The organism is Flavobacterium sp. WC2509 (assembly GCF_052683105.1).
Map to the genome: position 1 here is coordinate 4,309,525 of NZ_JBQZFG010000001.1, position 22,338 is coordinate 4,331,862.

Annotated in this window: 27 protein-coding genes; all 27 read right to left on the bottom strand. The window is 30.0% G+C overall.

Annotated features, from left to right (window positions below):
* Positions 1-106: 106 nt before the first annotated feature.
* The 27 genes from ACUN3A_RS17745 to ACUN3A_RS17875 all read right to left on the bottom strand — a co-directional run bounded on the left by ACUN3A_RS17745 (position 107) and on the right by ACUN3A_RS17875 (position 22,334).
* Positions 107-1,504 (bottom strand): potassium channel family protein, encoded by a 1,398-nt coding sequence (locus tag ACUN3A_RS17745; RefSeq protein WP_445552618.1) that lies wholly within the window; start codon positions 1,502-1,504, stop codon positions 107-109.
* A gap of 182 nt (positions 1,505-1,686) precedes the next feature.
* Entirely contained in the window at positions 1,687-2,214 is a 528-nt protein-coding gene (locus ACUN3A_RS17750; protein WP_445552619.1) for a hypothetical protein, read from the bottom strand.
* 184 nt (positions 2,215-2,398) lie between these two features.
* Entirely contained in the window at positions 2,399-2,962 is a 564-nt protein-coding gene (locus ACUN3A_RS17755) for a hypothetical protein (protein ID WP_445552620.1), read from the bottom strand.
* A gap of 146 nt (positions 2,963-3,108) precedes the next feature.
* A complete protein-coding gene (locus tag ACUN3A_RS17760) occupies positions 3,109-3,471 on the bottom strand; it encodes a hypothetical protein (RefSeq protein WP_445552621.1) in 363 nt (120 codons plus the stop codon).
* Between the two features lie 194 nt (positions 3,472-3,665).
* On the bottom strand, positions 3,666-4,751 hold the full coding sequence (locus tag ACUN3A_RS17765) for a DUF4238 domain-containing protein (RefSeq protein ID WP_445552622.1): 1,086 nt from the start codon (positions 4,749-4,751) through the stop codon (positions 3,666-3,668).
* A gap of 173 nt (positions 4,752-4,924) precedes the next feature.
* The gene (locus ACUN3A_RS17770; RefSeq protein ID WP_445552623.1) at positions 4,925-5,605 is read right to left on the bottom strand and encodes a hypothetical protein; all 681 of its coding nucleotides are present in this window, start codon (positions 5,603-5,605) and stop codon (positions 4,925-4,927) included.
* A gap of 148 nt (positions 5,606-5,753) precedes the next feature.
* The gene (locus ACUN3A_RS17775; RefSeq protein ID WP_445552624.1) at positions 5,754-6,113 is read right to left on the bottom strand and encodes a hypothetical protein; all 360 of its coding nucleotides are present in this window, start codon (positions 6,111-6,113) and stop codon (positions 5,754-5,756) included.
* Positions 6,114-6,277: 164 nt separating this feature from the next.
* Positions 6,278-7,159, bottom strand: coding sequence for a toxin-antitoxin system YwqK family antitoxin (locus ACUN3A_RS17780; protein ID WP_445552625.1), 882 nt, complete (start codon positions 7,157-7,159; stop codon positions 6,278-6,280).
* 181 nt (positions 7,160-7,340) lie between these two features.
* Complete coding sequence (locus tag ACUN3A_RS17785; protein ID WP_445552626.1) at positions 7,341-8,720, bottom strand: DUF6794 domain-containing protein; 1,380 nt, start codon at positions 8,718-8,720, stop codon at positions 7,341-7,343.
* A 241-nt stretch (positions 8,721-8,961) separates the two neighbouring features.
* Positions 8,962-9,207, bottom strand: coding sequence for a hypothetical protein (locus ACUN3A_RS17790; RefSeq protein ID WP_445552627.1), 246 nt, complete (start codon positions 9,205-9,207; stop codon positions 8,962-8,964).
* Positions 9,208-9,212: 5 nt separating this feature from the next.
* Entirely contained in the window at positions 9,213-9,572 is a 360-nt protein-coding gene (locus tag ACUN3A_RS17795; protein WP_445552628.1) for a hypothetical protein, read from the bottom strand.
* 173 nt (positions 9,573-9,745) lie between these two features.
* Positions 9,746-10,294, bottom strand: coding sequence for a hypothetical protein (locus ACUN3A_RS17800; protein WP_445552629.1), 549 nt, complete (start codon positions 10,292-10,294; stop codon positions 9,746-9,748).
* Positions 10,295-10,454: 160 nt separating this feature from the next.
* Positions 10,455-10,934, bottom strand: a complete 480-nt coding sequence (locus tag ACUN3A_RS17805) for a hypothetical protein (protein WP_445552630.1) — start codon at positions 10,932-10,934, stop codon at positions 10,455-10,457.
* Between the two features lie 168 nt (positions 10,935-11,102).
* Positions 11,103-11,672: a hypothetical protein gene (locus ACUN3A_RS17810; RefSeq protein WP_445552631.1), complete on the bottom strand. Its 570-nt coding sequence runs from the start codon at positions 11,670-11,672 to the stop codon at positions 11,103-11,105.
* 159 nt (positions 11,673-11,831) lie between these two features.
* The gene (locus ACUN3A_RS17815) at positions 11,832-12,431 is read right to left on the bottom strand and encodes a hypothetical protein (RefSeq protein ID WP_445552632.1); all 600 of its coding nucleotides are present in this window, start codon (positions 12,429-12,431) and stop codon (positions 11,832-11,834) included.
* 162 nt (positions 12,432-12,593) lie between these two features.
* Positions 12,594-13,184, bottom strand: coding sequence for a tetratricopeptide repeat protein (locus ACUN3A_RS17820; protein ID WP_445552633.1), 591 nt, complete (start codon positions 13,182-13,184; stop codon positions 12,594-12,596).
* Positions 13,185-13,385: 201 nt separating this feature from the next.
* Positions 13,386-13,895 carry a hypothetical protein gene (locus tag ACUN3A_RS17825; protein ID WP_445552634.1) on the bottom strand — a complete coding sequence of 170 codons (510 nt, stop codon included), beginning with the start codon at positions 13,893-13,895 and terminating at the stop codon, positions 13,386-13,388.
* Between the two features lie 161 nt (positions 13,896-14,056).
* On the bottom strand, positions 14,057-14,731 hold the full coding sequence (locus ACUN3A_RS17830) for a hypothetical protein (RefSeq protein WP_445552635.1): 675 nt from the start codon (positions 14,729-14,731) through the stop codon (positions 14,057-14,059).
* A 167-nt stretch (positions 14,732-14,898) separates the two neighbouring features.
* Positions 14,899-15,516: an immunity protein Imm33 domain-containing protein gene (locus tag ACUN3A_RS17835; protein WP_445552636.1), complete on the bottom strand. Its 618-nt coding sequence runs from the start codon at positions 15,514-15,516 to the stop codon at positions 14,899-14,901.
* A 200-nt stretch (positions 15,517-15,716) separates the two neighbouring features.
* Complete coding sequence (locus ACUN3A_RS17840) at positions 15,717-16,373, bottom strand: hypothetical protein (RefSeq protein WP_445552637.1); 657 nt, start codon at positions 16,371-16,373, stop codon at positions 15,717-15,719.
* A 270-nt stretch (positions 16,374-16,643) separates the two neighbouring features.
* Positions 16,644-16,919: a hypothetical protein gene (locus ACUN3A_RS17845; RefSeq protein WP_445552638.1), complete on the bottom strand. Its 276-nt coding sequence runs from the start codon at positions 16,917-16,919 to the stop codon at positions 16,644-16,646.
* A 174-nt stretch (positions 16,920-17,093) separates the two neighbouring features.
* A complete protein-coding gene (locus ACUN3A_RS17850; RefSeq protein ID WP_445552639.1) occupies positions 17,094-17,579 on the bottom strand; it encodes a hypothetical protein in 486 nt (161 codons plus the stop codon).
* A 169-nt stretch (positions 17,580-17,748) separates the two neighbouring features.
* On the bottom strand, positions 17,749-18,411 hold the full coding sequence (locus ACUN3A_RS17855; protein ID WP_445552640.1) for a hypothetical protein: 663 nt from the start codon (positions 18,409-18,411) through the stop codon (positions 17,749-17,751).
* A gap of 161 nt (positions 18,412-18,572) precedes the next feature.
* Positions 18,573-19,598: a PIN domain-containing protein gene (locus ACUN3A_RS17860; RefSeq protein WP_445552641.1), complete on the bottom strand. Its 1,026-nt coding sequence runs from the start codon at positions 19,596-19,598 to the stop codon at positions 18,573-18,575.
* Positions 19,599-19,747: 149 nt separating this feature from the next.
* Positions 19,748-20,986: a putative phage abortive infection protein gene (locus ACUN3A_RS17865; protein WP_445552642.1), complete on the bottom strand. Its 1,239-nt coding sequence runs from the start codon at positions 20,984-20,986 to the stop codon at positions 19,748-19,750.
* Positions 20,987-21,165: 179 nt separating this feature from the next.
* Positions 21,166-21,453, bottom strand: coding sequence for an STAS-like domain-containing protein (locus tag ACUN3A_RS17870; RefSeq protein ID WP_445552643.1), 288 nt, complete (start codon positions 21,451-21,453; stop codon positions 21,166-21,168).
* On the bottom strand, positions 21,453-22,334 hold the full coding sequence (locus ACUN3A_RS17875) for a hypothetical protein (protein WP_445552644.1): 882 nt from the start codon (positions 22,332-22,334) through the stop codon (positions 21,453-21,455). The genes ACUN3A_RS17870 and ACUN3A_RS17875 overlap by 1 nt, the downstream gene beginning before the upstream one ends.
* Between the last annotated feature and the right edge of the window lie 4 nt (positions 22,335-22,338).

The window sequence follows — 22,338 nt, forward strand, 5'->3', positions numbered from 1 at the left end:
CTAAATTAAGCCCATTCTTCGGATTTGCCAAATCATCGCAAATACAAAACCAACTTTCCATTAAACCAATTGCCCAAATCCGTTGTAGTACCTGTTATGCGTCGTACTAATATTTGTTATTTGCGTATCCAGCAATAAGAAATCCAGTATTAATTACACCTAGAAAAGATTCCATTGAACATAGAAATTTTAACCATCCATGAGGGCTCAAATCTCCATATCCCAAAGTTGTAAAAGTTATGGTGCTAAAATAAAAGGAATCGCCTAATGTGGGAACCAAAGTTTTATCTATGTTGTTTGATATTAAAGAATTATTTAACCAAAACATAAAGCCGAATATAAGTATCACTGCAATAGATAGATATATTATCCTATGAGGTTTTCTTCCATATTCCCAATAATAATAGCTTAAAGACTTAGTAAAATAATTCCAACCTTTCGAATTTTCTCTAATAAACTCATTTTCCCTAATAAAGTAATATTGCGCTAAATCATCATCGCCTTGATTTTGATATATTTTCTTCAGCATTTTATATCCTTCAATGTTTGAATCCTTACTAAATTTTATACTTCCGATATGTGTATTTGAAAGTGTACAATCCAATAATACAGGTTTAAATAGCCCATTTACAATTTTTACGTGATAAAGTTTAGAGTTGTAGAAGTCGCCTGATAAATGACAGTTATGGATATTCCATTGCTCAATCTTTGAGTTGTATAAATTGAAATTTGATATTGAGCAATGAGTAAGATTTAAGTTTGGGAAATTAATTTCTTGAGCTAACCAATTATCACAAACCGAATAATAACAATCTAAATTGCCGTTCTCTCCGTATAAGATATCACCACTAAAATTTAGACCACAAAGGTTTACAAACTCTAATCTTTTACCTCTAAATAAAATTCCGTCCTCATCTTTTGGAATATCAATTCCGCCCATTTTCAGAAGTTCATAATTTCCACTATGAGCGTAAACATCAGCATGGAGATAAACACGTTCTCTTTCAGTATTTGGTGCTACTCTTGAATTTATAAACAATATATTTTGAAATTCTTTTTGTGTTTCAAGCCAATTTAAATAAGAAGTGAATTTTTGTATAAATTCGAAGTTATATTTTCGTCCTAAGTATTTTTTTTTACCTTCCAATTTGGTATAGGAAACTATTAAGGATTCTTCACCATCACAAATTTGTTTAGTTAAATATAAGTCAGTATCCTTTATTGATTTTTTCTTTTCTAAGAATGGTGTCAGAAAGCCAGATTTAATAAGCGTTTCGTCATCTAATTTGTTTGCTTTTTTCCATTCTTCAAACTTGCGAAATTTAGTATTGAATAGCTTAAGTAGATTAGGAAAATCATTTAATCTTCTCCATTCTATAAATTTTTCCTCAGACAGAGACCATAAATCTAATGCAGATGGATGAGGATTATTTTTTATTTTTTCAAATAATTCATTATCAAACTTTTCTTTTTCCTCTAAATATATTCTTCTAGCTTCATTCATTGTCGGGAGTTGTTTATCAGTATGACGCATAACGTCCTGGTACTACAGCGGGTTTGGGACTAAATTAATCCCATTCTTCGGATTTGCCAAATCATTCCAAATACAAAACCAACTTTCCATTAAGCCAATTGCCCAAATCCGTTGTAGTAGCTGTTATGCGTTCGGTTTTTTAGCACCTTAAGTTAAACTTCTGTGTGGTTTTCGGTGATATTTTTCGCCAAATATTTAGCTATGTTTTTTCCGTTTGTAACGAGTAAGTAACCTATAATTAATTTGAAAAAATAATAGACTAACCAACTTGTTTCGTGATATTCTTTTAATTGACTTTTCTGTTGAAAAAAATCAATCAATCTGGAGAAAAATAAAGGCAAACTTTCGACAATTATTAAACCTCCAATAATAATTATTGAAATTGTCAAAATTTCTGTGCTACTTATTTTTATATCTATTCTTTCTTCCGTAAAGTTTTTTTCAAGTTTAAGTTTTTCAATTATCCAATCTGTTTTAAAAAGAAAAAGTCTAATAACGAAAGCATAAGCTAGGATTGATCCAAAAAGCATCAACCAAATGGGAATTAAATTTTTAACGTCTAAAAGTCCGTCAGTAAAAGATAGTGTTGAAAAAAATTGTGGAATTAAAGAAATACAACCAAATAGAATCCACAATCCAATTATTTTGATTAATATTTTCCAAAACGTTTTTATTAGCATTTTATATTTGTTTAGTTTGATTTCTCATAGTTCGGTTAAACTGACGCATAACGTTCTGGCGCTACACGAGGTTTGGGATTAAAGATGCGGGATTTTTCGGTTAAACACAAATTTTCCAAATACAAAACAATCTTTAAATTTAGCCTAATGCCCAAATCTCGTGTAACGGCTGTTAGCAGATGGATTATTTATATGTTTTTGAATTAGCTCTAATATAGTTTACTAATTCATTCATCATTGAATCCCACGTGTCTTCATAAACCTGAGTAGTGCCTGAACTTATTCCGATTACATTTGTATGTGACGTATTACTAACAATAAAAATTGTACCAACATCAGGTTTTGATAAGATTAATTCAACTACATTGTTTTTACCCATTTTTATATTTAACATTAGGTAAGGCTTATACTTATTATAAACTTTTAAGTAATCATTAAACACTATCGGTTCACCATTATCTTCTTTTATGTTTTCATCTTTAAGTGTTTTTTTGAAAGTATCGTAATCATATACATTTTTGAAATATCCGATTTTTTCAAAGTATTTACGAAACATTCTTCCACCAGGAATCATTATTATTTCCTTAAAGTTATCTAAATTTATACTATCATTTTTTAAGACAAAGGATGTTTTTGAAGTTTTGAATAATTTATTTTCGTTTTGCTGAGAAAATGAATTTATTGAAAATAAACAAAATATTACAATTAATTTATAACTACTAAAATTCATAGGTGTTTTATAATTCATAGGTGTTTTTAAAATCTATCTGCTAACGTCTTGGCACTACAGCGGGTTTGGGATTAAATTAAGACCTATTTTCGGATTTGCCAAATATTCCAAATACAAGCCCAACTTTCCATTAAGCCAAATGCCCAAATCCGTTGTAGTGGCTGTTACTTTATTCTGAATAAATCTCCACCATCAAAACCTGTAGCTATTGCTTTTGCTTTTTCAAGAAAGCTATTTTTAAAGTTTGGCGACTGTATATAGTTTTCAATATTTTTTTTAACGTCGGCAAGAATCAATTCCCAATCAACTCCATTTTGTCCTAGTGTTAAGTATTTATTTTTCGGTTCAAAATCCGTATTACACGCCCAATCTTCGTCTTCTTCGTCAAATTCTTCTGAGCCTACTAAGTAAGTTTCATAACCATCTTCCGTTTCGAGAATCCCAAAATAATAAGCTTGAATGTCAGCATTTGGTTTTTCTGTTTTTAGAATCTGGTCTAACCAATCGTTAAATATGTTTTCTGTCATTTTTTATTGTTTTAGGATGCTTTTTGGTTTCTATTTTTCTTGTGTAATAGCCACTAACGTTCTGGCGCTACACGAGGTTTGGGATTAAAGATGCGAGGTTTTTCGGTTAAACACAAATTTTCCAAGTACAAAACCATCTTTAAATTCAACCTAATGCCCAAATCTCGTGTAACGGCTGTTAGCTGTAGTTTTTTTTATTTCAATCTACTTCTTTTCCAATTAGCATTCATTTCTCTAATTTTCATGTAAAAATTGTATTCTTCTATCTTACTTAATCCTCCTTCTTTTTCATATTTATCAAGATAGAATTTCATTATTTCGCCAAGTTCTTTATTTTCCTCATTATGTTCTCCATTAGCTAAAACTTGTTTAGTAGCATCCATTTTTAATTCTAAGGAAGTATCGTTTAGATACTTTTGCATTTTAAAATAGTCTTTAAATGCATCTTTACTACCTATGATAAATTTTGAGCTATTATTAAAGATATTATCATTAATAATATTTGCATTTCCATGTGGAATTTTTTCACGATATATGAAATTTATTTTTTTTGTATTATCATGGTAAACTCTTAATACAAACTTTTTATTTAATGGAATTAAAAACTCTTTTGATTTTAGCAATGGATGTTCATCTTTTGTAATCATATCCTCAAAAACTAGCGGATTATCACTTGTTAAAAACTCTCCATGGTCAATGATTTCACTCACTTGATACTTGGCATTTATATGAAATTCACATATTTCTTTTGTTCCAATAATATGACGTTCTTTATATTCTTTTGTTGCTTTTTCAACTACAATATTTATAATATCATTTTCCGAAAATTCTCGAAAACTATAATCTTCATTTAAATATGTTATTCCTTTTTTATTTTCACTTTTTGCTTCTTCACAATTTTTTTTTATTTGAAAAGTGTGATTTTTTATTAAGTTATTTAAGATTTTAGGATTTCTCATATACATTTGTAGAATTCCAATTAAAATCTCATTGTGCTGTTCATGAGTAATTTTAGTAATATTAGGATTTACTAAAATATCGTATGCTTTTTTGTAAATAGGTTCAAGTAAAGTTCCATAGATATTTTCAATTGCAAAAACATCATTAGCCACAGTTTGGTTTTTATCTAAAGTGTAAAAATGCTTTTCAGCACAGATGTTTTTAATATTAGTTAAAAAATATCGCTCTGTATTTTTTTCGTAAACATCAACGAAATATTCGTTTTTTACTTTTTTAGCAAAAAACTTTAGATAAACTCTAGGTACATAGTGTTGGTTCATTTTTTTCGTTTTTGCCTTAAAATTACAGCTAACGTTCTGGCACTACAGCGGGTTTGGGATTAAAAATGCGTAATCTTTCGGTTATGCCAAAACTTCCAAATGAAAAACCATCTTTTCATTAAGCCAAATGCCCAAATCCGTTGTAGTAGCTGTTGTGCCCAGTTTTTTTATTTTCATGATACCCAAAGAAGTTTCTTTTCAATGATTCTCCAAATACCATTTTTCTTTTCAAGAAATATCAAATAACCACCACCACATTCTCCACCACAAACACCTTGTTCATAAAAACATGCCTTATCAAATTTTTCATTAAAGACAATTCTTGAAAACTGGTGAGTTTCAATAATCCGAAATCCTTTTTTCTGTACAGATTTTATCGAATCTAATGGTATGATTTTATAATTATAATTTGTGCGGAAACCTTTAATGTCAATCTTTCGCTTGCTTAACAATGTATCATTTACGAGTTTATCAAGCAATTGAAAATATGATGTATCGATTTTTTCAATATTGTATTTAAAATATTCCTTTGTATTTTTAAGTCGTTTAGAATGATAAGACTTTGAGAAATCAATCAATGTATCATCAAATGCTATATAAAGTTGTGCAGTATCCCACTTTTGTAATAAACTATCACGTCGCTTCTTTAATTCTGATTTGGAAAAATGCTCTGGCTGAAATGTAGGTGGAATTAAAAGATGCTTTCTCCATATTGAATCAGGCATTAGCAATGAATCAACAAGTTGATAAATTAGAGTGTCTTCTGTTAAACTATAAGAGTCAATTTGGTTATGTTTCCCATTACAAGAAATCATAATCAAAATGATGAGCAATATGTTAATTGGTGTCTTCATAAAATTGGGCACAACGTTCTGGCACTACAGCGGGTTTGGGATTATATTAAGCCCATTCTTCGGATTTGCCAAATCTCTCAAATACAAAACCAACTTTCCATTAAGCCAATTGCCCAAATCCGTTGTAGTAGCTGTTATAAGCAGTTCTTTATTCGGTTCGTATAAATCTAGTTGTTTTTTTCTGCTTTTCGTAGAGCAATTCCATTTCGGAATCTGTTAGTTTTAACACTTTAATATTCGATATTTTTGCGTTTCCAACTTCTATTTGAATAATATTTGAAATTGTGTCAAACTTATACTTTCCATTTTGTTTTTCAACTAGTTTTTTATTCGCAAACATTTCCATAATTAAACTATCTCCGTGATAAAAAGTTGTTTTGTCAGTTGCATTTTGTCCGCTTTGGTCAATAACGTCACGCATTTTCCAACTTCCGATTAGCTCTTTTGGCTCAATCTTTTTACAAGAAATAATTAATAACAAAATTAAAATTGTAAAGATATATTTCATTTGAAAACGATATTTAGAATTGCTTATAACGTCCTGGCACTACAGCGGGTTTGGGATTAAATTAAGCCCTATTTTCGGATTTGCCAAATATTCCAAATACAAGACCAACTTTCCATTAAGCCATATGCCCAAATCCGTTGTAGTGGCTGTTAGCAGTAGTTGATTTACCTGATATTTACTTGATATGGAATGTAAATTGTTGTTTCTTTTTCACCTTTATAAATCCAAGGTGGTAAGACACTTAACGCTTTTAATATTCTATAATAAAGTAATTTTTTAGATAGTTTGTTATGTTCAATTTTATGTAATTTACTTTCAGGGTCAGTTTGAACATTACTACTAAATGTAATTGTAGTATTTGAACTTTTTCCATTTTCTTCAGTAAGAATAAATGTACTTGAACTATTTTCTTCGATTTGATATCTAGCTAAATATTTTAAATCTGCATATGTATCCCAAAAATCTATTGGAACTTCGGCGTTTTCTATAAATAAATCATAGGATAAAAATACGCCTCCTAAAAGTGTTGAGCCTTTAAGTTTTTCCTCTACTTCGTTTAAGATATATTTTGAATTTGCGTAATCGTATTGTGTTACTATTTTTTTTCCTTTTTTATCTTTTACAGTCCATATATTAATGGGTTTATCCATTTCATATTCACCATCAATTACAACAGTTCCTTTTTCATTATAATATTTCCAAATTCCATTTTTTTTACCATTTATAAAACTACCACTAAATTTTACTTTGCCATTCATAAAATATAATTCCAACAAACCATTAAATTTGCCTTCTGAATAATTTATTTTACTAATTAGTCCACCTTTATAATTATATGAAATCCATTCTCCATCTGGAAGGTCATTTTTAAAACTCCCTACAGTAGTTATTTTCTCATTACAATTTCTTTCATATTTTCCATCATAAATAGGTGAGTTATTTTCGATTTTGTCTATGCAATTACAATAATCAAGTTTTTCTATTTGTTGACTAAATAAAGAATTTGTGAATGAGAATATTACTAATGTTAAAAGTGTTTTTTTCATAATTTTAAGGTTTTATTTTTCTGATTCTGCGGTTCAATTACTGCTAACGTTCTGGCGCTACACGAGGTTTGGGATTAAAGAAGCGAGGTTTTTCGGTTAAACACAAATTTCCCAAGTACAAAACCATCTCTAAATTCAGCGAAATGCCCAAATCTCGTGTAACGGCTGTTAGCCGTAGTTTTTATTTATGTATGGAATTTTGTCTTTCCCATTTTTTCCAAGCACTTTTGTCTCCTTTCAACCATATAATGTACTGACTAATAACTACACCTGAAATTGCGTCATTTCCGAACATTTCTTTTCCTATATTTCGGTCGTTAAAGTATTTTAGAAGTCTAGATCCGCCATTAATTCCCCAATTGTTTCTAATCCACATCCCTAATCCTCCCATATGTGAGTTAAATTCCCAAGAATCTTTTGCTTCAATTAATTGCTTTTTACTTTCAAAATTCAGAATATGGTCTAATTCTGTCATACATTCAAATAGGTTTTTAGGAATATAAATGTTATTGATTTTTTCAAGCGTAAGACGTTTTTTAAATTCTTCTGTTCTTCTTTCTTTTTCTTTAAATGTTTCTTGTTCTGCTATTTTATCATCGTAACTACGATACCCACCGAAAAAATGTTTTAAATAAATTTTGTCAACTTCTTGGGGAATAAACTCTGTTTTGAACGTCGTTGTTGTTATATAATTTTCTATCAATTTTCTGTCGAATATTGAATCGGTTTCCAAATTTTCAATTTCAAATTTTCCTTTTCGATTCATATAACCGCTTAATGCAATTCTAAAAAGTTTGTATTTACGATAAGTTGAATCATTTATAGAAATAAATTTCAAATTAGCTATTTTGCTAATACTTGCGGAAAGTTTTTCATTGTTTACTGAGTTTTGGATGTCCGTTACATATTTGTAAGGATATTTATAGTAGGAAACTCTGCTTTTAATGGACTCTATATTTTTAATTTTTGAATAAATGGAATCAAAGTTTATTTTTGAACCTATAATTTTCCCTTTATCTAAATCATAAAGTGTTATTTTTTTTCTTGAATCAATTACATATATTGTATCATTTTTATTGAAAATAAAATTTTTATTCAAAAAAATGTCTATATCCGAAGCAGTGTTTTTATATTGTTTTATTGTAGAACTTCGACCTTCAATTATTTGATATTGATTGTCGTAAAATAGCTCACACTTTTCTTTGTTTTTATCACAGTTAATAAATTCTTCAGTTGTATATGTTTTTTCTAGTTTACCGTCAACATAATAAGTGATATTTTTATTTTCTAAGCCACTTTCATAAATATAATTGGTGATATATATGATTTTTCTTCCATCGTTACTGATTGCAGTGAAAAACGAATTACCTTCATAAACATCAAAAGACCTATTTATTTTATAAAATTTTTTTCTAACTCCAATACTGTCATATTCTTGAGTATATGAAACGAAAGATTCTCCTTTTAGATTTGGGAATTCATCATCATAGGAAATTGATAATAATTTAAATTTTCCATTGGAAGAATAAGTTTCGGAAATTGGAACTACTTCCGTCGACATTTGGGAATATGAGTTTGTGAAAAAGAAAAAAGGAAACAATAAGATTAAGTGATTTTTTTTCATTTGTATTTTTCTCCGGTCTATTTTAAAATTACGGCTAACGTTCTGGCACTACAGCGGGTTTGGGACTAAATTAAGCCCTATTTTCGGATTTGCCAATCATTCTCAAGTACAAAACCATCTTTCCATTAAGCCTAATGCCCAAATCCGTTGTAGTGGCTGTTATAGGGCGTTTTTCTTTTCATTTTGTCTTTAAAAAATATCCTCTAAATGAATAATCAGGGTCTTTTAGTTTCCATTTTTGTTTACAAGTCAAGCATTCATAAATGTATTCTCCATCATCTTTATCTCTTTTGCCGTCACGCTTAAATTCCAAATTCTTTATTTTGTTAGAGCCTAACTTTTGGGTCAACTCCAAGTCAAAGTCTAACCAATCTTTTTCTGATGGAAATGAATTATATTCTTTTTCAAAACAATTATTACACATTACTTTTAATTGTCATTTAATTCAGTTGTCCAATCGATATTTCCGTTTTTTTCTCTGCATAATTCAAGACTACCCATTCCATAGTTGTAACAAAGAGAATATTCTACGTTTCGGTCTTCAATAAATTTTTTTAAGTCAGTTGAAACAGCAAGCATTTTAGAAAATAATTGCTTCGTTTCACTCAATTCATTTAAGACTCTTTTCTTTGAAATGTTTTTTAGTTCATGATTCTCTACCCAACCTGAAACGACAAAATTATTTTTCTTATCGCATCCAAATGTTAAGTCACCAACTTTAAATGGGTGTCCATCTGAAAGTAAAATGATTGCATTTTTGATTCTATCTGTCAATTCTTTTTCGTTCATCAATAATGTTCTAGTCGTCTGTTAAAATGCCCTATAACGTTCTGGCACTACAGCGGGTTTGGGACTAAATTAAGCCCATTCTTCGGATTTGCCAAATATTCCAAATACAAGACCATCTTTCCATTAAGCCCAATGCCCAAATCCGTTGTAGTGGCTGTTATGCGACGTGCTTATTATTTTTTGGATATAACTTTGTCACAAGCTTCACTCAGTTTAATAAGCTCTAGAGAATTATTATATTTATAATTCATGTTAGGACTGAGATTTTCAGTTGTTAAATTATAATGATCAAACTTTTTGATTATTATATTTCCATTAAACATAAAATAAAATTTTGAAAATGTTGAATGATCAACTATGGAATAAGTGTCTTTTTTTATTTGATAGTCTTTAACACTTTCTTTTTCAATTTTATTAATGTTGAGCATATAATTGTTGATGATTTCGTCTGATATTTTAGTTTGATGAGAATTACATTTATCTAATTTTCTAAAATAACTTTCATTTTTATCTTTCCAAAAAACGTATAAATACGTATTTCCGTAATCACAATCTGACTCATTGTCTATACAACCAATACAATATTTTTCTACAATAAAGAATTCATTGATTTTATTTTCTGTTAAATGCTTTATTTGGTTTGAGACTAACGAATCAATATCTGTCCCTTGTGCAGAAATCAAGTTCATAGAGAATAAAAGAAACAGAATTATCTTTTTCATAAAGTTGTTTTTGGATGTCGCATAACGTTCTGGTACTACAGCGGGTTTGGGACTAAATTAAGCCCAATTTTCGGATTTGCCAAATCATCCCAAGTACAAAACCAACTTTCCATTAAGCCAAATACCCAAATCCGTTGTAGTGGCTGTTATATGCCGTTTTTTATGCTCTACCATTAGTTTGAAAAAAGGTAACAGTTTTTTTAGTAACATTTATCGTTGCGTGTAAATAACATTTGCCACCATCCTGGGGATTTATTAATTCTTGGGTTTTCCACTTATCATTGTCTTCAACACTACAAAAACAGTAAATTCCAACTAACTTATCTCCATTTTCATCAATTTGCGGAAAATATTGCCTTTTATAATATCTAAGGTCAATGTAGTTTTTTTCAAAATTTTCATTGTAATTCTCTACACTTTTTCTCAGCAAAACTTCAACAGTCTTAATTTCGTCTTTAGATAAGTTTATTGATTTTTTTGAATCCTCTAACTGCAATATAGCTATAAATTGTTCTCCGTCTGTAGTGTCAATTAATACTTCACGTTCAGGCAATTTTGATTCAATCGGATTGTCTATTTTCTCTTTTTTACAACTAATAAAAAGTAGTGAAAGAAAAAATATAGTCAGTCTTATTTTCATAATGTTCTATTTTGCAGTTCTTCAAAATGGCATATAACGTTCTCGCGCTACACGCAGGCTGGGATTAAGAACGCGTAATCTTTCGGTTAAAAACTATTTTTCAAATACAAAACCATCTTCAAATTTTGCCAATTGCCCAGCTTGCTTGTAGCGTGTGTTAGCAGCTGGTTATTCTAGTAACTTCTGTGCTGCAATTCCCGACAAATTTATCAAGTCTTTTGAAATAGTTTCACTAACAACTCCACCAATAGCCATTTCAACTGCTTTACCCACAATAATTTGTTTCCAACTCTTCTTTCCTAAATAAAATTGGTTTTTTAGCACTTCAATTTCTTCAGAAATACCGTCATAAATTATTTCATGACCTTTCTTCAGTACTTCAATTTCATCAAGTATTTTATCTAGTTTTTTAGAATACTCTTTTTTCTCAGAGTTTGTGAAAATATCTTCTTTATTAGAGGAAATAGAATAATCCTCGAGAATATTATTTACATATAAAATTGCTTTCAAATGCCATTTTAATATATCACATTCTTCTCTTTCATTACAACTTTCAAAATGTTCGTCATGCTCTTCTTGTATTAAATACTTAATTGCTGAGAGAAACATTATCTTATCAGTTTCTTTTCTATGTCGAGCCAACTCTTTTTTTAGTTCGCTTAAGAAGTAATTTTTGTTTTCAGAACCTGTATAGTTTTCTACTAAAAAATCTTTCGCTATATCTTCAATTATGTTCATAAGTTGGTTTTAACTTGCTGCTAACGTTCTGGCACTACAGCGGGTTTGGGACTAAATTAAGCCCATTCTTCGGATTTGCCAAATATTCCAAATACAAAACCATTTTTCCATTAAGCCAAATGCCCAAATCCGTTGTAGTGGCTGTTAGCAGATGTACTTTTAGTTATTAATCATTGGTTCTATTTCAATAATTTTTATTTCTATTTTTTTGGGAAATAATTTAATTTTTTGTGAATTCCAAAATATTGCAAAGGGAACAATTGGAAAAGATAAGCAACCATATTTTTCTAAATAATTTTGTTTGATTGGAATTTCAGATATCTTTCCATTCTGCTTCCAAATTGCTTCCGTTTTCAGTTCTTTACCATTATAATATGTGGTTTTCTCTTTCCATCCATAGTTTAAAGGAATGTTTAACCAATCTTCTACATCTATTACGTTTTTCAAATTAAATTCAGAACCAACTCCGTCAAAACCATTAGGGTCTTTTGTATTATTTTCTGTTAATTTCGGAGAATTTGGATTGTTAAATCGAATATCGTGCAATTCTAGATAAGGGATGTCCTTTTTAAAAATTTGAAATATTATTTCGGTTTTACTTGATTTATCCTTTAGAGTAATATTATAACTTTCAACATATTCGTTTTCAACGTCAAACTCTTGAATGTCAAAAATATTATTTTCAGAAAACTTTTTAATAAAGTAATCTTTCCAATTGTCGTAAATAATTTCTTTTAATTTAACGGGTTCGATTTTCATAGTATATCTGCTAACGTCTTGGCACTACAGCGGGTTTGGGACTAAATTAAGCCCTATTTTCGGATTTGCCACCCGAGCGATAGCGAATAGACGAAGTAAATCATCCCAAATACAAGACCATTTTTCCATTAAGCCCAATGCCCAAATCCGTTGTAGTGGCTGTTACCCGCAGGTTCTATCGACGTTATCTTTAAATTCAGTATGTTGCTTGCTTAAATCTTTATCGTTTTCCAAGATGATTGATTCTTCTAGTAATTCTTTAGCCTTTTCACAATCCTTATAACCATTAAAATAGATTAATGCTAAATACATTTTTCCATATGCTTTCCAATATTCTGAATCAGTTTTTTCAATCATTTCAGTCAATAGAATCTTTCCTTTTTCAAACTGTTGTAATGATAAATAACATCGGGACATATTTATATAACTTGGATAGTATTTCGGATCCGTATCAATCGACTTTTGAAAATATTCGATTGCTTGTTGGAAGTTTTTTTGAGCTAATTCCGCGGTTCCAATTTCATTATAAATAATTGGACTTTTTTCATAATTCAGGGATTTTAATAGAAATGCTTTTGCGGAATCATAATCCGCATTTTTCATTAATTCGGTTGATTTTGAATATAAGCGAATCGCATTTTCATTATGTAAGTTTTGCGGAATTTCTTCCCAAGGATTATGTTGTTTAATTTTTTCTTTATGTTGACAAGAAACGATTAGAAAAAAAAATATAAAGATTCGAATATATTTCATCAGTAAGTTATTAAATATTCATTGCCATAAAGTTTTTAGCACGATTTTTTCTGAACTTGTGGGTAACGTTCTCGCGCTACAAGCAGTTTGGGATTAAGGAAGCCAAATCTTCGAATAAACACAAATTTATCTGTGACAAGACCAACTTTAAATTAAGCCAAATCTCCAAATTGCTTGTAGCGTGTGTTGGCAACTGGCTTTTTATTTACTTCTTGTTCTCAAATCATCTATTTCGTTTTCTAAATCAGACTGTGTTTTTAATTTCCAATTAGTAGTTTCCTTTTTAATTTGAGATTTCGACGCATTTGAAGGCAATGGTTTTGGCGGTTTTGTTGCAGAAATATTATGTTCAGGATTTTTAAAACTTCTAGTTATTCCACAAGCATTTATTTTGATTAGATTGCCTGAGGAATGATTTGCGTAAATGAGCCATTTTCCAACTTCATCAATTACAGGCCCGCACAATTCGTCATATATTCCGCTATAAACTTTTCCGTTTTTTACTCCCTTAAAGGATTCAATAACTTTAAATTCAAAAGTGTGTTTTTTAGTATTAATTTTTAAAATTTTTCCAATAAAAATATACTTTGAATTCGTAAACTCTCTATTTTGAATTTCTTTTAAACTTTTAGAATCTTTACAATCGCAAGCAAATGATTTACTTGAAATCAAAAAAAATAGAAATAATATTGGTGAAATTCTTGTTCTCATTTTTTTTTTAAGCTTGTTGCCAACGTTCTCGCGCTACAAGCAGTTTGGGACTAAATTAAGCCCATTATTCGGATTTGCCAAATCGTCCAAATACAAAACCAATTTCATATTAAACCTAATACCCAAATTGCTTGTAGCGTGTGTTGGCGGTTGTAATTTTGTTAGTAATCATATCTATAGGTCGAATATTGTCCTTTTTGAATAACCGTCTTATATTCTTTATCGAACTTGTTTTCAAGCTCTTGTTTTATTTTTTCCGACTTGTAGTTGTAATGTTTCTTGTTTAAAAAGCCTACTGTTCGTATTGTAGGATGCTCAAGAATTGGTTTTAGGTTTCCGTCCAAAATGTTTGTGTTTACAAAACGGAAGTCAATGAGATTTGGAAAATTATTTAAAAAATTTAGATTTTCAACCGGTCCGCAGGCATTTAAACATAAAACTTTAAGCTTTTTTAGCTTCAAAAGTTCGTCAGAAAACTCGAATTTTTTAGATTGGTTAATATGTAAAAACTCTAAACTGTTGCTAATTTGACTTAATCCTTTGTCATCTTCAAGTTTTACGCAGTAATGAAGTTCAAGTCTTTTGAGATTATTAAATTTTTCAAGTCCAGTAAAATTTTTAATATTAGCCCAATTTAGTTCGAGATATAAAAGTTTGTCAGTTTCTGATAGATTGTCAAATGAGTTTAGTTTTTCTTTTAGATGCCATATGATTGCGTATTCAGAGTTATCAAAATTCTTGTTTTCTGTTTGAATAGAATTTTCTTTAAAGTCCTTAATAAAGATTTTGTTTTGTTCTAATTGTTCAAGCCATATTGTGTTAAATCTCCAATCCATTTTCTGTCTTATCTTGTTATGTTTCGGTAGGTATTATAACCGCCAACGTCTTGGCACTACAGCGGGTTTGGGATTAAATTAAGCTCTATTTTCGGATTTGCCAAATCATCCCAAATACAAAACCATCTTTCCATTAAGCCCAATGCCCAAATCCGTTGTAGTGGCTGTTATGCGTTCGGTTTTTCTGTTTCCAATAATTTTTCATCAAACCATACATCTTCGTATCCCTTTTCAGTTATTAGAAATCTGAATCCTTCGTCAAGTCCTAAAAAGCCAATTAGTTTTGGTTTTCTCTGCATTAAATGTTCTGCGCAAATTGGATGGAAAAAGTTGTCATCTTCTGAATATTCGCCACTCCAAATAAACCAACAAACTTCACCTTTTTCAGTTTTGTGCCTTAATCCGTTTAACGTTTCTAAATCTAAATTTTCTGAAATGGCAATATTAAGAGACTTATGAATAGGTTTCCAAATTGAGCCATATTTTTCGCATATGTCTTTCTGTTTTTCAATGTGAACATTCCAATTATTATAAATCTTTAATTCGTCTACATCATTTTCAAGTCTGTTTTTCCAAAGTTTCATATTAACTTTATTGATGGGAAAACTTATTTCTTCATTATCCCAATCAAAAATTGTTTCAAAAATTATATCGTCATTTTCATCCCATTCTGTGTCATCAGATTCAACACAATTCCACGCAAAATTTTTTACGTCAATTGCTTGAATTTCCCCATTAAGAAATGTTTCGCATAGTTCTATTAAATGCTTTCTTTCAATATACATATTTCTGTTAGTTCTTTGGTTTTTCAAACTGACGCATAACGTCTTGGCACTATAGCGGGTTTGCGGTTAAATTAAGCCTATTCTTCGGATTTGCCAAATCATCCAAATACAAAACCATTTTTCCATTAAGCCAATTGCCCAAATCCGTTGTAGTGGCTGTTATATGCAGCCTTTATTCTATTTTTATTTATAAACAAATTTCAATAAAAAACTCCGTCTTCATAATGTCGAATATCTTTCCATTCATTATTGACTTTTCTTAACAATACTGTGAAATGAGTTAAATTACTATAAAGACCACCATCTCCGATTTCAATATTAAAACTTATTAAAGCATTATTTTTATTAATGATTAATGGTTTTGCAAGATATATTATTAACCTTTTTGGAAGGTCTAAAGATGTTCCTGTTCGTATTGACTTTCTTAGTTCTTCATATTTATATAAATTTACTTTCATGTTTTTAAAATCAGTTACTTTCCAGTGATAAATTTGTTCTTTTTCTGATTCAAGCTTTATCTTTTTTATTTGTAAACTATCTAAAAAGTACATTTTGTCAGAATCGGTTCTTTTAAGAACTTTATTCATCATTTTCCATTCTTCGAGTGAATATAAATACGTATCAATAGATTTAGCTGTTTTTAAAGCTTCTTCAATCACGAAAACTTCACATTCTTTGTAATATTTATATCTGTCTTTTTTTAATTCGGTATCTAAAAAAACATTAACAACTGTGCTTTCGGTTTTTGTTAAATTCTTCCCAGTTGTAACTGAATCAGAAACTTTTGAACGTTTAGATTGCCCAATACTTTGTTGGGAAATTAAAATAAAAATTATTACAAATGTTGTTGTACGCATTTTTCTAAGGTTGCTTATAACGTCTTGGTACTACAGCGGGTTTGGGATTAAATTAAGCCCATTCTTCGGATTTGCCAAATCATCCCAAATACAAAACCAACTTTCCATTAAGCCAATTGCCCAAATCCGTTGTAGTAGCTGTTATGCCTTCGGTTTTTCTATTTATCCCAATTTTCGGTTAAGGTTTCGCAACGTTTTTAAGTCGGAAGTATTTTTAATTTTAATTATGTTTAAAACAAAAATTTTATATCAACTTTTCGGATAGACATTCTAATTCGTGTCTAAAATTCCGTCAAGCAATTTGTGAAATTTTACTTTAGAAGCGTCCCAAATCTTCGTTTCTAAGTCGAAAAGCTTATCTTCAAATCCTTCAGGTAGTTCTGTTTTGCCTTTTACCATTTCTTTTATTACTAACTGCTCTTTGAAAATTTCTCTTAAATATTCATGGTTTCTGTTTGTAATTTCTAATAAACGAATTAGAGAAACTCCAATGTTAACTTCAAACTTTTCATTTCCCGCGTTTTTTAAAATTTCTTCTGGTGTCATAATATTTTTGGTGTTTTGGTTATCTAAACTGAGGCATAACGTTCCCGCGCTACACGCAGTTTGGGACTAAATTAAGCCCATTCTTCGGATTTGCCAAATCTTCCAAATACAAAACCAATTTCAAACTAAGCCTAATACCCAAATTGCTTGTAGCGTGTGTTAGCGACTGCTTTTTTATTCCTCAAAACTAGATTCATTTCCAGATTCATTATCACATTTTCTGAATATAGTTTTGGGTATTCCGTTTTTAAAATTAATTTTCGTTTCAACATTCTTGTTGCAATCTCCATCAATATTTTTAAATATCAGATAACCATTTTTGATTTCCGTTGGTAATTCATTTAGGGTTGTAATATAATAATTTCCCAAATATTGATTTTTTTGATTGAATACCAATATTCTGTTTGTCGCTCGACTTGACAGTCCCCAAATCCATATTGAATTCATTATTTTATAAACTTTTCCTTTTTCTGTTTTTAACGTTCCTAAATATTTTAATCTAGTTTCAGTTGCGCCTTCTTCATTCCATTTCCCAAACGTAAACTCTTTCCCTATGATGTCTTTCTTTAGCACTTCGACTCTATAGTCACGATTATCAGTTTGGCCTAATATGGTACTTGATAAAATGAGCAAAAGGATAATAGTAAGATTGGGTTTCATTTTTTGTTCTTTTGTTGCAAAGTTGTCGCTAACGTCTTGGCACTACAGCGGGTTTGGGACTAAATTAATCCCTTTCTTCGGATTTGCCAAATTATCCCTAATACAAAACCAACTTTCCATTAAGCCAAATGCCCAAATCCGTTGTAGTGGCTGTTATGGGCAGTTATTTTTATTCATCAGGTATTTCGAATTCGTCAAAATCAACAATTTCGGATAATTTGATAAGTCTATTTATGTTTATACTTTTCCATACTTCTTTAAAAACTTCATCTCCACCTTCAGCGTTTTTATTTACATTTACCTTTTCAAGTTTCTTTTTAGTTAAAAAATTAATGCTTGTTTCACTGTCAATTACAGCACCACCATTACTTGCGTCATAACCAATTAACTCAAAATCTGAATTTTTAAATCTGAATGTATATTTCCAATATCCATATCTACCGTGTCCATAGTGTACACATAAGTTTCCTTTTTTTATTTCAACTGATAGTTCTGGAGGAAAATATACACCACCATCTTCGTTTTCGGATGAAAAGCAATCATAGTTTTTTGAAGCCAATTCGAAATTGTCTTTTTTGTTAAACAAAACTATAATGCCTCTTCGGTTCCGATCTAATTCGCCACGATATTCGTCTTTAATAATTTTGCTTTTACTTGTACCTTTGATAATCAGAATAATATCTTCTATGCCGTCTTTATTCAAATCTCCATTTACTTTTTCAGAAATCAGATATCCTTTAGGTAAAAAGTCAGATAAAGTTTTACTTTGCTCAGTTTGTCCAAATAATATTGCTGTGAAAAATGTCGTAAGAAGTAGAAATAATCCTTTCATTGTTTGTTTTTATAATTGCCCATAACGTTCTGGCACTACAGCGGGTTTGGGACTAAATTAAGTCCTATTTTCGGATTTGCAAAATCATCCCAAATACAAAACCAATTTCCCATTAAGCCAAATGCCCAAATCCGTTGTAGTGGCTGTTATATGATGTTTTTTTATGTGTCTAGAAAATCCCATTCATCGCCGTTTACCCAACGTAGAGCTGATAACTTTCCATTTAACATTCCCCATTCAAAATCATCCCACATTAAATTTTCTTCCCCAAATTCATCTTCAATAGCTTTTGCTGATTTTTTTGCCCCTGCCCAAATCTCGTCGACTACAGTAAATCGGGATTTCATAACATCATAATCTTCGCGTCTTATAATTTTAATTTCTCCTGAAAGAATTCTCGCCTCATAAATTTTATGCCTATTATACCATATTTTATGTTCTAATTCTCTTTCAATGGATAATATTTCACTTAATTGGCGAGGCTCTGTTTTCCAGTCATTTTCTAATTCGAAATTTTCAATTAACTCAGGATTAATTGCATGAAGAGCTTCTGGTAAGCTTATAAAATAGAAAGATTTATTTGAGTCAAAATGTTCTGCTAAGTCCTCATGTGGTAATTTATGATTTCCATTCTGTAAACTGAAATCTTTCTTATTTTCAGTAACAAAGACTAGTTTGAAATTTTGAGAATCATTTTGAATTGCATATTCTATAAATGATTCTATGATTATTGCGTCTCCAATACTATTCTTTGATAAATGAAATGGAGCTTTTTTATCTATTGCTCTTTGTACGGCTCGTAGTTTTATTTCATCCGTCATTTTAATGATTTCACACTGAGAAAAAAGCTTTTCAATTCTTTGCAGAGAAGAAGAAACTGTTTCCCCCAAAGTTGGAATTTTGTGATTTAAATCATTTAATTGAGCTAAGACAACTTCTTTGTCTTTTTCACCACCGTGTTTTATAAATATTTCTTTAACTTTTTCGAAATGACTTGATAAACTTTTACCAGCATCAACTACGATTCTATCCTTGTTTCTTTCAAATTCTTCAATTACAATTTCTGGAACTATTAATGATACTTCATCCTCTTCTATGAATTCTTCTAATAAACTTAGAATTTTTTCACCTTTAGTGGTTTTAGCGATTTCCAGCCAAACACATGTATCAATTAGTAGATTTGTCATTAAGTCTAAGTATTTTAAAATATCATATAACGTTCTGGCGGTTGGCGAGGTTGCGAACTTCGTAACTGGATATTTTCGGTTACTACTGAATTTCTTGCGAAACGTAAACGTGAATTTACCACAAAATTCGCAATCTTGCCAAACGGCTGTTAGCGGCTGGTGCTTTCATTATCCAAATCTTCCATTCTATGTTTTATTTCTACCCATTCAAACATTGATTTTCCACTCATATTTTTTTCAGTGAAAATGTCCAAAGGCTTTTTATAAAAGTCTGCGGCATTAAGAGGAATACTTTTTAACATGCAATAACGCTGAATGTAATTTTCGTTACTCGGATATAAAGAATCTAACCAAGGTTTGCCCATAACAGAAATTGAATTATAAAACAATAAAATTTGCTCATGCGCTGATAATTGAGCTCTCAAATTTGAAACATAATTATATTTATCACCCATAGATATTATTTCGTTAGGTTGGTCATCAACAAATTTTACAGTTTGAAATAAATGTCTTATGTAGTGACTGAGACGTCTTAAATGTCCTACGCCAAACGAATAAACGTGACTTAGATTATAATCATTTGTTCCGATTTTTAATATCATTTCTGACTTAACATTTTTTTGATTTTTGAAATTAATTATTCTATTATGACAAATGTCAACGTATTTAGAAAGCTCTGAACCTACTAAGTCTTTAACCATTGGTGTAGATTTTTCGCCAATCCCAAAAAAGAAGGATAGATAGACAATATTGTATAATTCTTCTTCACGTATTGCGTTTTCATGGCTTTCATCTTTCATTATAGCATTGAAGATGTTGAAAATCAACTTAAGCTCATCTAGCATATGGATAAAAACCTTTCTTCCTTTGATATTGTTTGCTTCAATTTCGTTAGCGTTATCGCGATGAATTGCTAACATAGTATGGAAACGTGTTTCAAAAATGTTTATTCTCGCTCGTTTGTCCTGAAGTCTAATTTGATTTTGCTGGAGCTCTTGAGTTTCAACGAATTGCTCTTGTCGTTCTTTTATTTCTGTATTTTTTCTTTCGATTTCTTCGGATGCTTTGTTCTCTTCAGCTTCACGAGCTATTTTTTCATTGTCTAATGAAGTGTCAAATTGTATTCTTTGTTGAATATTTGCATCATATTGAGCCCAAAATGCTAAAAATGTTAACGCCACAGCAATTAAACCAACTAAAGGTCCTAAAATCCCACCTATAGTGTCGCCAATTTCATTAGGTTTGTAAACATCTAAATGAACCCAATCGCATTTTGTGATAACTAACGGGGCAAAAAACAATATTAACGTTGTACAGCCTAATATTGTTATTCCACGTTTCAACAGTTTTTTAGAGTCTGGATATTTCCGATTATTGTGTGTTATCATGATTTTACGATTTTTTCTGCACTTGCCGCTAACGTTCTCGCGCTACAAGCAGTTTGGGATTAAATCAGCGTTATCTTTCGGATTTGCCAAATCTTCCAAATACAAAACCAATTTTAAATTAAGCCTAAAACCCAAATTGCTTGTAGCGTGTGTTGGTGGCTGTACATTTTCGCTATTATTTAATTTTTATCTTCTAATGCACTTTGAATACCTAAGCGAATAATCAATTTCAGGTCTTCACTTGCATTCTTAATCTCAATTTTTTCAAAAAAAACATTTGAGCCAAGTTCGATATAAAGTTTTCCAAATATTTGTTTAGCATTATAAGTAGCCATTGATTTTACATCTTTAAAATCTACTATACATTTATCTTGTAATTTTAAAGTTTCTTTAATTTTGTCAAAAATAACCTTACCAGAATTTTGGTCTGAAATTATTACTCCGTATTTTTTTAATTCTATTTTCATTATGTAAAGTTTATTTGTAAATCATTTTGAACACTTAAATGTAGTAAATCTGTCAATGTTTTTGGATTTTTTAAGCTTAAATTAATATAAATAATTGTACCTGGCCAGTATGGACAGGAACCATATTTAATTTTTCCATAATTATTGTAATAATAATATCCTTCAGAATATATATGTAAACGACCATTGTTCATTTTTACTAATTCATTAACTAGCCAAAGACCAAATCCCATATGATTAGTATTTGGTTTTGATGTTATTCCTTTTTCTACAGCTTGGGATAAAAGTTCACTTTCTTTAGTTGTTTTTAAAACATCTCTTAAGCTTGAAATAATGCCTATTCCAGTGTCAGCACAAGCAATGTCAATAACAGAAGGATTTCCATCAGCAATAATAATCGAGCGTGTATCATTAACCGCATGTTCCCAAAAATTCAATAATATTTCTGAAAAGCAACTAAAAATCAAATCAGTAACTTTAGGTTTGTCTTTGTAATATTTCTCGATTTTGGGAATAAACTCTTTTTTTAGATATTCATTTGAATAATTTGAATTTCGCAAAAGTGCTTGAGGAGCTATAATAAACCTGTCATCTAATGTTACTTTTAACTCTTTAAATGGCTTGTCTGTTTCATTATTGTTAAGATAAGCTTGAATAAGTTGGTCAAACTCGTATCTACTCCATATCTCGTTTATATATTTATCAATCCATAATTTTGGCTCATGAAAACATCTGTGTGTAGATGTATAATCAATGTATTTGTAAATAATTAATAAGCCTAAAATGTCTATATTCTTAATAGTTGACAAGTCAATTTCAATATTGCTTACTCCTTTTTCTTTCCATTTAAAAGTAACTTCAACTTTTCTTAAAAAATCCATTACG